This window comes from Catalinimonas alkaloidigena, assembly GCF_900100765.1.
In the GTDB taxonomy this organism is placed as follows: domain Bacteria; phylum Bacteroidota; class Bacteroidia; order Cytophagales; family Flexibacteraceae; genus Mooreia; species Mooreia alkaloidigena.
Genome location: NZ_FNFO01000001.1, coordinates 149847 through 163723, shown reverse-complemented (window position 1 = coordinate 163723; position 13877 = coordinate 149847). Strand labels below are relative to the sequence as shown.

Annotated in this window: 4 protein-coding genes; 3 read left to right on the top strand and 1 reads right to left on the bottom strand. The window is 57.5% G+C overall.

The genetic code is table 11. The features are described from left to right. Positions 1–25 precede the first annotated feature (25 nt). Positions 26–9850: a PKD domain-containing protein gene (locus tag BLR44_RS00710; RefSeq protein ID WP_176955844.1), complete on the bottom strand. Its 9825-nt coding sequence runs from the start codon at positions 9848–9850 to the stop codon at positions 26–28. Between the two features lie 535 nt (positions 9851–10385). Between BLR44_RS00710 and BLR44_RS00705 the strand changes: the two genes are divergently transcribed. The 3 genes from BLR44_RS00705 (at position 10386) to BLR44_RS00695 (ending at position 13872) form a co-directional block, all read left to right on the top strand. After that, positions 10386–12470: a dipeptidyl peptidase 3 gene (locus BLR44_RS00705; RefSeq protein ID WP_218126981.1), complete on the top strand. Its 2085-nt coding sequence runs from the start codon at positions 10386–10388 to the stop codon at positions 12468–12470. Positions 12471–12608: 138 nt separating this feature from the next. Continuing rightward, the gene (locus BLR44_RS00700; protein WP_089677920.1) at positions 12609–13142 is read left to right on the top strand and encodes an acyl-CoA thioesterase; all 534 of its coding nucleotides are present in this window, start codon (positions 12609–12611) and stop codon (positions 13140–13142) included. Positions 13143–13224: 82 nt separating this feature from the next. Beyond that, positions 13225–13872, top strand: a complete 648-nt coding sequence (locus BLR44_RS00695; RefSeq protein ID WP_089677918.1) for a hypothetical protein — start codon at positions 13225–13227, stop codon at positions 13870–13872. Positions 13873–13877 lie beyond the last annotated feature (5 nt).

Here is a 13877-nt window from a genome sequence, read left to right as displayed (position 1 = left end):
GCCCTCCCACCTCGGGTTCAGGTTGTTATCTAACAAGCGTTACATCTCCCACAAACGTCTCCCTTCGGCCGTCGGCAAACTTGACTTCGATTCGATAGACGTAAACATCCTGTTTGGACAATACGCCCTTGTAGTAGCCGTCCCAGCCGTAACCAAGCTCGTTGCTTTCGAAAATCAGTTCGCCCCATCGGTTGTAGACCTGCATGTAGATTTCGCGGGCACCGACCACTTTCGGGTAGAAAATATCGTTGTCGCGCTGTCCGTAGAGCAGGTCGACCCGCTCGCGCGTAGGTCCGCCCGAATTCGGCGAGAAGGCATTCGGAATCACGATTTCGCCACCGATGATGGCCTTGGCACCGGCCGAATCGACGTACGTAACCGAACAGCCGTTCTTCGTTTTGACGGTAACCGATACCACGTACTCGCCTTCTTCCTGGTAGAAGTGCTCCGGATTCCGCTGCGTGGAGGTGAGTCCATCGCCAAAATCCCAGAAGAACTCGTACCCCTCGTTCGGGTCTTCAAAGTCGATGTACGTGATGAAGTTGAGCGGCTCGTTCGGAATCCGTACTTCGGGCGGATTGGGGAACGTTTCGAACGTAACGCGTGGCATCCGGTAGACGGTAATGATGTCCTGCTTGATGGCCATCGTTTCTCCGCCAGGTCCCGTTACACGCAAGCGTACCGAGTACGTTCCCGGAATGTAATAATCGTGTTTGATGTCTTCCAGGCTGGTGGTGACCACCGTGCTGCCATCGCCAAAGCTCCAGGTGTAGGTGTGCCCCCACTTCGACTTGTTTTTGAAGATCGCCGTTACCGGCGCACACCCCTCGGCTTCGGCTTCGAACTCCGCCACCGGTGGCACCGGACGGATCACCAGCGTTTTGGAAATACGTTGTTCACAGGCATACGCGCCTTTGCCGCGCGCCAGCAACGTTACCGTGAACAGCGAATCGGTATAGTTTGTATCGATGTTGGCGTACGTATACGCGAAGGTAGCCGAGTCGATGTCCAACGTATCGCCATTCCCCATGATCCAGGTATAGTGCCATTGGTCCTGGTACTCCGTCAGGTTCTGGACGGTAATGGTCCGGTCGGGCAACTGCAACGGCGACGGCGCCAGGGAGAAGTCGGGTTGCGGGGTTCCGTAGACCGTGACGGTCTGGCGTGTGGTATCCGTACAACCGGTCTGTGAGTGAGCGACCAAAATGATCTCGAACGTTTTGTCAGTCGGGCCGTAATACTCATACTTCACCTTGGGCTTCTCGCTGGTTTTGCCCGTCCAGATATTTTCTGCCAACTCCGACCCCTCCAGAATCCACTCGTATAATCCGCCCGGGTTGGTCGACAGGTTTTCCACTTCAAACTCCAGTGGACTACACCCACCCGCTACCGGAGCCATGGCCGCCTGAAAAGCCGGATGGATTTGGAAAGGCTGAAGCGGTCCTACGATTTCGCACCCGTGCTCCGAAATGGAGACCATCCGGATGGTGTAGAACTGAGTTTTTTCACCCAGATTCTCGAAGGATTTGGTCCAAATTGTATCCTGCTCGGTCCGGATGGTATCCAGTGTCCCTGACGGATTGGCAATTACGTAGTAGACCGAGTCAACATTGACCAGATTTTCGCGCTGGAACTCTACAATGGCCGGGTTGCCCTGACACTCGGGCTGTGTAACTTTCAGGGTAGCCTGCGGACGCGGGTATACGGTTACCCAGATGGTATCCGACGGGGGATTACAACTGTTTACGCCAGCCTGCTCGACGCTGAACGATACCCAGTGCCGTATTACGGTTGTACCATCGTTCCGGAACGTATGGGTCAATTGTCGGTTCGAGGACGTCGCAATTTTGAATTCAACTCTAGGGAACGTAGGATCGCTCGAGTTCCATTTGTATGTCGCGTACGTAACCTGAGGCGTAGGGCTTTGTACCATGAAGGTACTGGTCAACGGACCACACCCGACGGTATTCAGCGCGCTGATTTCTGCCTCAGCCCCCGGCAGCACTCTGATGGTCTGGCGGGCTACTGAGTCGCAGGTCGGTCCGATGGCGCGCAACGTCACGACATAGTCACGACTCAGGTCGGTTTGGTTGTTGAACGTATGGAACAGTGAATCGGTAAGCGCATATGTAGTATCCGAAGACGAATTGTCTCCCCACTCCCAGATGTACATCATCGGCTCTTCGGGCATCAACGTACCGTTCTTAAATTTCACCGTAAACGGATTACATCCCTGTGTTTCGGCAACATTGATGAACGGAATGGGCTTCTGGTGAATCACTACGGTACGCGTCACGGTGCTGGGACACGATTTCAGCTTGCTGTTGCCGGTGGTGAGGTTGTCGTACCAGGCGGTCAGCGTAACGGTATACGTTCCCGCGACATCGTACTCGTGTACAAAATCTTCGGAAGCCGATCCCGACTTGGTGTTTCCGTCTCCGAAATCCCATCTGAAGTAACTCGCGTTCTGGGATTGGTTTCTGAACTTGACACCCGCCGGAGCACACTCGTTCTCAATAATGGCCTGGAACGCGGCAAGAGCTCCCGGCTTCACCGTGATGGGCACGCGCGAACTGTCCGTACAACCCCAGGTATTAACCACCCGCATGCGTACCTCAAAGACCTGCTCTGTCGTCGTCGTAAAGGTGTGCACCAGACTATCGCGTCCGTCTTTCAAGGTATCGATCAGCGTGGTTCCGTCCCCGAAATCCCAGTGGTACACCTCCTGCCCGGGTACGATCTCTTCGTAGCGGAGCACTACCCGATAGGGCGAAGCGTTACAGTTAGGCAACTCGGGAGCAAAGCGCGCTTTAGGCTGCGGGTAAATCGTGATGGTATCGTATACGGTGGTAGCACAAGCCTGAGAAAAATCCCAGTTGTTCCACACCCGTAGCTGCACCGGAATCTTCCGCACTACGTCGCTCTCGTTAGTAAACGGTATCTGGAAGAACTTATCCGACCGTACTGTAAGCTCACCGTTGTTCTCGATCCGCCATTCCCGATTGGTAGCGGCCAGATTGGACGTATCCTGGAAGATCACGCTCAAGTTACCACAGCCCTGCCGAGTGCTCAGCATAAAGCCACCGCGCACATAAGGCTTCACTTTGACAGTAACCGACGTGGTATCCCAGCATCCTTGCGCCGACCGCACGTAGAGGTATTCGGTATACGTTTTCGGGGCGATGCTGTCGTTGTGGAAGACGCGTTTGAAGGGAGCCGTAGAGCGGGTCCGCAGCGTATCGCCCGTATGGAAAACCCAGACCAGCGAATCCACATAGGTCAGTTGGTTGTAGCTGAACTCAAAGGCAGAGCCGCTACAATCCTCCGGAATTTCGTTGACCAGCACTTCGGGGCGGGCCAACACCCGCACCGGGATGGTATCGACCTGCACACACGAGTCTGCGTTGATGTCTACCATGTGCCAGGCTTTTACCACGACCTGATAAGTCGTGTCGCGGGAAGCTCTGAACGTATAACTTGGACTTTTCTGGGCGCTGACGCCGTGGTCTTCGTCGTTGAAGTGCCACTCGAAGTAGCGCGCACTTTTCGACGAATTGTTGACAAACGTCACTTTATACGGCTCGCAAGCATCGATCACCGGCTCAATCGCCAGCGTCACGACGGGCTGCACCTTGATCGTTTTGGTCACGACCCGTGGACAGCTCCAACGGTTCTGGGTCGTTAGCGTGACGGTAAACGTCTTGACCGTGTCCGTGTCGTTGACAAACGTATGGAAGACCTGTTGCTTGGCATCGTTCGAGTCGACCGTGATAGTCGTATCTCCGAAGTCCCATACGTACCACTCGCCATTTTCCGGATGGGTATTGGTATAGTCGAAGCTCACCGTTGCCGGGCTACACTGAATCGGCCCAACGGTAAAATCCGCTTTGGGATTCGGGTAGATTTTCACTTCTTCGAAGAAGGTACTCCGACAGGTGTCGTTATCAGCATTCCAGGCTTCCAGCCACACCTTGACGCGCATGGTGGTGTCGCCGTCGTTCTGGAAGGGACGCGTAAAGGGCGCCGCACTGTTGGTTTGAATCACCTGCGGATTTCCCAACCCGGGCAGAATGGTCCATTTGAAACGGTTGGCGCTCACGGCCGACTGGTTGCTGAACGTGATGTTTCTTGGCGAGCAGCCATCGGCTTCGTACGTAAAGCCTGCTTCCACATTGGGGTTGATCGTGATGTCGACGTAAGCCGAATCAAGGCACCCTGCCGCAGATCGCACCACCAGCCACTCGCGGACTACCTGAGGGACGGCGGTTGTATTCACGTACGAACGGGTGAACGAGGCGTTGTCGTTTGCCGTCACGCGTTCGCCGTTGTGCAGCTTCCAGGTCCGGGTTACGCCGGCTGTTTGCAGGGCTCCGTAGCTGAACGTAAACGTTTGCGGGCTACACGTCACCGGCGTCGCCTTCGGGTCGGCTTTCGGTTTCGGTGCCACTCGTATCACCTGAGTGTACTCTTTTACGCATACATCGTCCGTGCTGTCCGACATGTACCATGCCGTCAGCTTGACTGTGTAGACGCCTTCGCCCGGGAAGGTATGCGTTGGGTTTCTGTCGGTGCTGGTGGTGTTATCGTCGAAATCCCACACAAAATTCCGTGCATTGACCGACCGGTTCACGAAGGTGACGGTATACTCACCGCACCCATCGGGCACTGAGTCGAAGCGAGCCGTTACCTGCGGCTGCACTTGAATGGTATCACGGAATTCGCGGTCGCATCCCCAGCGGTTGGTGGTGACCAGGCGCACGATGTAGTTCTGCAGCCCCGAGGTAGTGTTGTTGAACGGATACTTGTACGAAGCTCCGGCATTGGCGGCAGTTCTGGTAGCCACGAGTGTAGTGCCGATGTACCACTGATAAGTTTCGCCGTTGGCCCCGGGCGCTTTGTCCTGGTAGGTAAACGTAACTTCGGTAGAGCCACAGCCGGGATCGCTGGCCACAAAGCGGGCGCGCGGTTTAGGCGCTACGTAGATTGTATCCAGGTACGGCTCCGAAGGGCACTGCGGCGAGAGAGAACGCGACACGACCAGCCGCACCGGAATGGCAATGAATCCGTCGGTGGTGTTGTTGAACGTAACCAGCGGATGCTGTGCCGTAGAGGTTATCAGTCCCTCCTGCGGATGCATAAACTGCCACGACGACTGATCGTAGGGTCCCGTCGAGGTGTTGGTAAACTGTACCTGACGCGGCGTACAGGTGGTATCCTGGGGAGCCGTGAAAGAAGCCGTCACTTCCGGCTGAATGGTGACTTTCACACTGTCTACCGATTGACAACCCGAAGTGGTTCTAACCGTCAGGTAAGCCCACACCTCGCGGGGAGCATTCGACGTATTGCGCAGCGGGCGGGTTACTTTGGAACGACTGGTGGTGGTTAACGTCCAGCCATCGATACTCCAATCGATTACATCTCCTCCGACCGAACCGCTAGGATCGAACTCGAACGTTGCAGGGCTACAGGACGGCGGATTGTTCGCGACAATGCGGGCACGCGGCTGCGGATAAATTCGGACCGGCAACCGGAGCGTATCGAAACAGCCTGTTGTGTTGTCTCCAGCCACCAGTTGTACCGTGTAGACGGTATCCCGGTCCGAAAAGAAGTTGCTGAACGTATGGATAAACGGTGCGCGTGAGCCGGTGCTCCGCGTAGTACCATCACCAAAATCCCAGTAAAATGCTTTGGCACTTGTCGTCGACGTGTTGGTCAGCGTGACCTGTAGCGGCGTACAGCCCGTTGTCACATCCATCGTAAAGCCTGCCTGTACGTAAGGCTTCACGGTGATACGCCGCGTGAGGGAATCGCGACAGATGTTACCGTTGGTGACGACCAGTTTTATGTCGTAAAACTGTGTGTTTAGCGTATAGTTCTCGAATACCTCGATTACGTTCGAGGTTGTGGTGGTGGCCTGGTGAAATAGCCGCCAGGTACTGTCGGCGTGGACAAAGCGGCGGTAGTAGGCAAAGTGCGTTCCGCCGGTGGTACCGGTATTGTCGAGTTCGAGATTAACGTTGGCACATTCTTCAGCCGGCGAGGCCGTAAAGACTACCGAAGGTTTGGGCAACACGGCTACGGTGTCGAAAGCTTCCGCTTCGCAAATGCCGTCGCTGTCCTGTGCCAGCAACCGGATCACGTACCAGGTGGTGTCCGTTTCAGATCTGCTTTCAAACGTCGTGTTCGGATTGGCTTGGGTCGACAAAAATTCCCAGGGACTCAAAGACGGACTGATTTGCCGTCGTTCCCACAGAAAGCGACTGGCCGCCGCACTGGAGCGGTTACCGAACTGGACCGCCAGCGGACTACAGCTCACGTCCTGATCCATGTCGAAAGCGGCAATGACGGTAGGTCGTACCGTAATCACCTGCGTTTCCACATCGGAACAGCGCCAGGGCGCGTCGTTTTCTACCCGCAAAGTCACCGTGAAGTTCTGCGGCGTGGCCACCAAGTTGGTGAACGTGTGCGTGACCGGCACATTGGAACTCCGCGTTTCCACCGGTGTGCCATCGCCGAAGTCCCAGTAGTAGCGGCGACCACCCTGCGAGGTTGCCGGGTCGAACTCAATCGTGACCGGGCTGCAGCTCGCCCCGGACGTATACGTAAAGTTGGCCTGCGGGTAGGGATAGACCGTAATGGTATCGCGTAGCGTGTCGGCACAACTGCCGTTGCTCACCACCTGCATGATCTCGTAGGAAAGCGCGTTGTTCAGGTCCGTGTTCGAGAAGGTCCGCGTCAGGTTGCCCCCCGGTCCTGGCGTCAGGCTCACGCGGGCCCCGCCCGGCAAGACCCGCTCCCACCAGCTCACCGTCCCGCCACTGGCCAGGTTGGTGAAATTCACCCGCAGCGGGCTACAGCCTTCGGTCTGGTCGGGGGCGAAAGCGGCCACTACTGCCGGTTGCACCACTACCGGGGTGCTGACCGTAGTGCCACAGCCGTAGCCACCCTGCACCGTGACGGTCACCGTGCGCGTCACCGGCGCGGCCGTCACGTTCTCGAAGGCGTGGTACATCACGGCCTGGTCGTTGCTCACCACCGGGCTGCCGTCGCCAAAGTTCCAGGTATAGGTCAGCGCCCCGTACATGGTCGAGTCCGGCCCGCCGGGCGTAAACTGCGCTGCGAAGGCCACCGGCGTGCCGGCACAGGCCGAGAAGGGCTGGGCCGTCAGGTTCACGTTCATGGACGGCAGCACGATTACCTGCCGGGTGGTGGTGCCACTACAGCTGGTAGCGTTGCTGCCCGACAGGTCGATCTGGACCGGAACGGGGAACAGCCCGCCGTTGGTAAAGGTATAGTTGACCGTTTTGCGGCCCGTCACCACCGTGCTGCTGGCCCCCCGGATGATCCACACCAGGGAGCTTTCGCGCAACAGATTGCCTTCGGCCGTCAGAGTGACGCTCTGTCCGGCACAGACCGTATCGGGCACCTGCACACTTAGGTTCGCTGAGGGGTTGACCCGCACCTGATCGCTGGCCCGGAACACACAGCCCGCCGGCGTGGTGATCTCCAGTTCGACCGGAAAATACCGTACGCTGTCGGACGTGTTGACGTACTGCTGGCTGGGCAAGGGGTCGAACTCCCCGCCCACGTAGCTGTTGCCGTTGCCAAACGTCCATTTGTACGTACTATTGGCCGGCATGAACTGAGACGCGTTCTGAAAGCTCGAGCCCCCCAGTACCAGCGTATCGCCACAACCTTCGTTGGGGCGCACGTCAATGCGCGCGACCGGGGAAGGTCGCACCTGAATCGTTTTATCGGCCGTTTCGGCGTAGCAATAGCCACTGGCAGGCGTACCCGTGATGGTCCGCAGGCGAATGCGGTACTGCGCGGTTGCCTGAACGCCATAGTAGGGCAGCAGGTGGTCGAACGGAGCATAGCTGGTGGTACGGATCGTATCCCAGGGCGTGGTGCCCCGACGGATGATCCACTCGTAGACGGTGTTGGGCACCGTGTCGGTCTGGTTGACAAAGGTCACCAACGCATCGCTACAGCCCGACTGCACCACCTGGATTTTGGGTTTGGCGTTGTCGATGACGCGGATGCGGATGCTGTCTTCGGCTTCGCAGTGCTCGGTCCAGACCCGGTATTTGACCCAATAGGTGCCCGTATCGGCAAACAGGTACTGCGTAATCCGGTTGCTCTTGGAAGGGCTGTAGTAGTCGGCGGTGTCGGCATTGTTCCAGCTGGAATATACCTTCCCGGTTTTGGCCGCCGAACCGTCGCCGAAGTCCAGGTGCCAGTCGATGCGGTGGGCGTCGTTGCCCAGCCCTCGCTCGTTGGTGTAAGAGCGGATGTCGACGCGCGAGGAGTCGCGAATGGTGAGGTAGTTGCCCAGACAGAGTACCGTGTCGGAGATCTTCCAGTTGACCTTCGGCACGGGATAAATGTAGACCCGCTCGTAGTCCGACCAGGTGGGTGGACAGGAGCCCGACTGGGCCTGCACCCGGGCACTGTAGCGTCCCCAGTCGGGGTAGAAGATCGTCACCGAAGAGTCGGCCGGATTGGGGTCAGTCACGATGACGCGCTGGCCGGTGCTGCCGCTGGTGTAGGTGCCCGGCGAGGGCAGGAACGTCTTGGTGCCGTTATAATTGGTGTTGCCGCCCAGTTCCCAGTTCGTCCAGGAAGCACCCGCAGCAAACGTCGAGACGTTGGTCAGCGTGGTTGTCAGGCTGCCGCACGCTTCTTTCGGATCGATCACGACCCTAGGGCCGACCGTTTCCCGCACGCGAACCCGAATCGAATCGATCTTGCTACACTGGGGGCCGTAGCTGGTCTGCACCAGGGTCGTCAGTTTCACCCAGTACTCTCCTCCGCTGGTGTACGTGTGATTGACCGAACTGGAACCACTGCGCTGCACGGCCGAACCATCGCCCCAGTTCCATTCGTAGGTCTGGACGCCATAGGGGTCCGGGGTGCTGTTGGTAAATGTCATGGGTGCGCCCGGACATGTGTTGTCTACCGCCGAAAAAACCGGCTGATAGGGGGCCACCACGCGGATGGGGACATCCACTGCGTCGTCCCCACACTGGTTGCGGATGGTCATGCGGACCATATACGTACTATCGGCCGAGACAATGTCGCGGAAGCAACTTCGGGGAATGGTGATGACCCGGTTGGCATCGTACGGACGAAAGCCGTCGCGAATATTGGGGTCAGGCGAAGCCGGATTGGGCACAAACGCCGAAAACGGGCCGCAGCCCGGCGTAATGTCCTCGATGGCTTCCCAACGAATGTAGCGGTTGGTCGAATCCAGACAGTTGAACAACGGGGTGGCCGTCAGCGTCACATCGTTCAGGTCACACAGAATCACCGGGTTGGGTGTCACCATCGCCGAGTCCCGGTCCAGGAAGTAGTACTCGCCGAACGCATAACGCCCGGGCGTACTCGGGTTACGGCCACAGGCATTGCGGTAGGTGATGTTGACCATCAGCGAACAACCCGCCTGGTCGGGCAGGTAGGTGTGCGGGATCGGTTCGGGCACGTAAACAGCCCCCAAGCCGTTGGCATCGAGCCGGAAGCTGCGAATGTCCACCATCTGGGTGGTGCCATCGCCCCAATTGATTTCGTACTGGGCGAAAGCGTTGGTGCGCCAGTCGGGGTCTTGCGGCTGAATGCGGAACACCAGATCTTCCGGCACACATCGCTTGTTATCGATCGTACCGGCCGGTGAGGTGATCGACACCGGGTCAGGGATGTCGGCCGGAGGCACCGCGTTGACAATCATCCCCCGCGTAATGCCGCTGCAACCCGTAATGGTATAGGTAAAAATCCCTTCGGTGGTATACGTGTGCGACGCGATCGTACCCGAGAAAGGCGTCGGGGCAGTCCCGTCGCCCCAGTTGATCAGCACACCCGATACGCTGGAGGTGAAACGAATGCTGTGGCTATAGTTAGGCGACCCGCTTGAAGTCAGACAGTTATAGCGAACGCTCGGATTTGTAGTGGCCGCGTTCGTATTTGGGTCCTGGATCGTACATTGTCCCCATACGCGTCCTGCTGCGCTCAGCAGAAAAAGTAACACTACGAGCCCAAGTCTTTTACTTTCTGTAAACCTTTTATCCATAGATCCCCTTGGATTTATCCTACTAAAAGCAGGGAATGCACAGCCAGATAGGCCATGCTGTAACAACACCTTACCTACTCAAAGCTAACTGTGTGTCAGTGGAAAGCATGGTCCATTTGGGGGCAAACATTACAGTGGGGAGGTTTCCACGCGTTTGTCAAGAAAGTTATATTTACCCCCTTATTCTACAATTCATCAACCGGAAAAGGATACTTTGCAGAAGGTAGCGCTTGGCTCGTCTACTCAGTTGGGCCGATCGGCAGAAATGAAGTCCAGGCAATTCCGTTTACTTTTGGGAGGTGTTTACCAACTTCCTTTCCTTATGATGACGCGTATTTCCCCCCTTGCCTGCGCTTTTGCGCTCGTAGCTTTGTGCTCGGCCTGCGACACCTCCCGCCCTCCCGCCGCCGAATCGTCCGTGGCGCAGCCCGACAGCGGTTTTCAGTACGTGGCCGATCGCTTTGCTGACCTCCAGGTGTTGCGTTACCAGGTGCCGGGGTTCGAAACCCTGACGGCCCAGCAGAAAGAACTCCTTTATTATCTATCGGAGGCTGCTCTGTCGGGGCGCGACATCATCTGGGATCAGAACTACCGCCACAACCTCCGCATCCGGAAGGTGCTGGAACGTCTGGTAAGCGATTATCAGGGCGACCGCAATGCGGAAGCGTACCAGCAACTGCTGACCTACGCCAAGCGGGTCTGGTTTTCGAACGGGATTCACCACCACTACTCGACCCGAAAAATGATGCCGGCGTTTTCGTACGACTTCTTTGCCGAAGCCGTGCGTAGCCTGCCCGCCGACCAGCTTCCGCTCCAACCGGGCGAGACGGTCGACGATCTGCTGGCGCTCCTGCAGCCCATTCTGTTCGATCCTGCGGTCGATGTCAAGCGAGTCAACAAAGACGAAGGCGTCGACCTGATCTCCGGTTCGGCCAATAATTACTATGGCGAAGGATTGACGCAGCGCGAGGTAGAAGGGTTTTACGACCGGTTCATCAAAAAAGCCGAAGAAAACGCTCCTTCCTACGGCCTCAACTCGCGCCTGGTGAAAGAAGGTAATCAACTGATCGAGCAACAATACCGCATCGGGGGGCTCTACTCCGAAGCCATTACGCACATCGTATCCTGGCTCGAAAAAGCGGTAGAAGTGGCCGAGAACGACCAACAACGGCAGGCACTTACCAAACTGATTGCCTACTACCAGACGGGCGATCTGCGCCAATTCGACGAGTACAACATCCTCTGGGTGGCCGATACGGCCTCGCGCATCGACGTGGTCAACGGCTTTATCGAGGTTTACGGCGACCCGCTGGGGTACCGTGGTGCTTACGAGTCGGTCGTGTCGTTCAAAGACCTGGAAGCCACCAAGCGCATCAAAGCCATCGGCGATCAGGCCCAGTGGTTCGAAGACCATTCGCCCATTCTGGAACAACACAAGAAGAAGCAGGTTCAGGGCATTTCAGGCAAAGTGATTACCGTCGTGATGGAAGCCGGCGACGCGGCTCCGTCCACGCCCATCGGCATCAACCTGCCCAACGCCCGGTGGATTCGCCAGCAGTACGGCTCCAAGTCGGTATCATTGGGGAACATTGTGGAAGCCTACGACCACGTCAGTGCCGCTGGTTCGTCGCTCGAAGCGTTCGCCGCCTCTCCGGAGGAAGTGCAGCGCGCCCGCGAGTACGGCATTCTGGCCGGCCAGCTGCACACCGACATGCACGAGGTGATCGGCCACGCGTCCGGACAGGTAGAACCGGGGGTGGGCACACCGCAGGAAACGCTCAAGAACTACGCCTCCACTTTGGAAGAAGCCCGTGCCGACCTGGTGGCGCTGTATTACCTGCTCGATCAGAAACTGGTCGACATCGGTGTGATGCCTTCGCTCGAAGTGGGCAAGGCCGAATACGACCGTTACATCCGCAATGGCCTGATGCAGCAACTCAACCGGCTGGAACCCGGCGAAAATCTGGAAGAAGACCATATGCGCAACCGCCAACTGGTGGCAGGATGGGCCTTCGAAGAAGGCAAAGCCGATAAGGTGATCGAACGGGTGGAACGCGACGGCAAAACCTACTTTGTGGTCCGGAATTACGAACGCCTCCGCGACATCTTCGGCCAGGAACTGCGTGAGATCCAGCGGATTATCTCGCAGGGCGATGCCCATGCGGCGCGCGCACTGGTAGAACGCTACGGCGTAAAGGTCGATCAGGCGCTGCTGGTCGAAGTCAAAGAGCGGTACGCCTCGCTGAACACCGCCCCTTATTCCGGATTTATCCAGCCCAAACTGACGCCAGTGACCAACGCGGCGGGCGAAATCACCGACGTCACGATCAGTTACCCGGACGACTTTGTCCAACAGATGCTTGACTACGGCCGCGACTACGCCTTTTTACCGATTGTAAATGATTAAGGTGGAAGAAGAGCGGCGGTGGACGTCGCTCTTCCCTCCTTCCGTTGCGCAGACAAAACTTGGCCCGAGCGAAAGATTCGGCTTAGTTTTGATGCCTGAATTGCCCACCTTTTTGCTGAGATCCGAGAAATCAATCGCATGAAACGCCAGAAATATTGTCGGGAGTCTTTCTCGACCATGACCGAACTAATCCTGCCCAACGATACCAATACGCTGAATAACCTGATGGGCGGCCGACTGATGCACCTGATGGACATTGTCGCGGCCATTTCGGCGCAGCGCCATTGCAACCGGGTGGTGGTAACGGCCTCGGTCGACAACGTCTCGTTCAACCGGCCCATCGGACTGGGCTACGTAGTGACCTTGCAGGCACAGGTGACGCGCGCCTTCAACTCGTCGATGGAAGTGCACATTGAGGTGTTTGCCGAGAACATTCCGGCCCAGAAGCGTTACCAGACCAACGAGGCGTTTTTCACCTTTGTGGCGGTTGACCAGACGGGCCACCCCATCGACGTGCCGCAGGCCGTACCCGAAAACGAACGCGAACAGGAACTCTACGACGGCGCCCTGCAACGGCGGCAGTTGCGGCTGGTGCTGGCCGGGCGCATGAAACCCGAAGACGCGCCCGAACTGCGCTCCATTTTCGAAGTCAACAAGAAAGAAGATTCGTAACGAATACCGTCCGTAACTTTTCCTTCCACCCCGCCACGAGCGCATTGTGGGTCCGTTGCAGAACCCGTAACTTGGTCCAACCATGAACGACGAACAAAGGGCACAGTTGAAGTTTCTGGCAGGTTTTCTGGGAGAACAGATCTACGTCGTTCCGAACGAAGCCGAGCCGGAACCGATCCAGGTCGCTCCGAGGCCGCCGGTCACGCCAACCGCGCCACAACGCTCCGCGTTGCCGACACCCGTATTGCAAACGGATGCTCCGGCACCCGAGGCACCGACGCAACCCACCACCGAACCTGACGTGGAGGCTACGTTGCCCCCGCCCGATCCTCAACCCGAACCCGCTACGCCCGACCACATCCGCTTTCACATCGAGGGTCAGAACCCCAGACAGGTGCTGGTCGTCGTCGACCAGATCGACACGGACGGACGGCAACTGCTTGAAAAAATCCTGAGCGCCGTGGGGTTAACGTTCGACGACATCGCGCTGGTCAGTTGCCAAGCGCAACCCATCTCGTGGGAGCCGCTGGCGCAGCGCCTGCATCCGCGCCGCATCCTTTGTTTCGGAAGCCAGTCGTGGTTGCGCCCGTCGGTACCCGGCAGTACTTACCAACTGATTCCTTCCGAGAAAGTGGCCTTTTTGTTTGTCGACAGTCTTGGCGACATTGCGGCCAGCACCGCCCGCAAGAAGATGCTGTGGCGCGAACTCAAACAAATGTTTCCTCACTAAGCTAA

Excerpts from the sequence above, each read along its gene's own strand:
- BLR44_RS00705 (WP_218126981.1), top strand. The coding sequence starts at position 10,386 with ATGATGACGCGTATTTCCCCCCTTGCCTGCGCTTTTGCGCTCGTAGCT.
- BLR44_RS00700 (WP_089677920.1), top strand. The coding sequence starts at position 12,609 with ATGAAACGCCAGAAATATTGTCGGGAGTCTTTCTCGACCATGACCGAA.
- BLR44_RS00695 (WP_089677918.1), top strand. The coding sequence starts at position 13,225 with ATGAACGACGAACAAAGGGCACAGTTGAAGTTTCTGGCAGGTTTTCTG.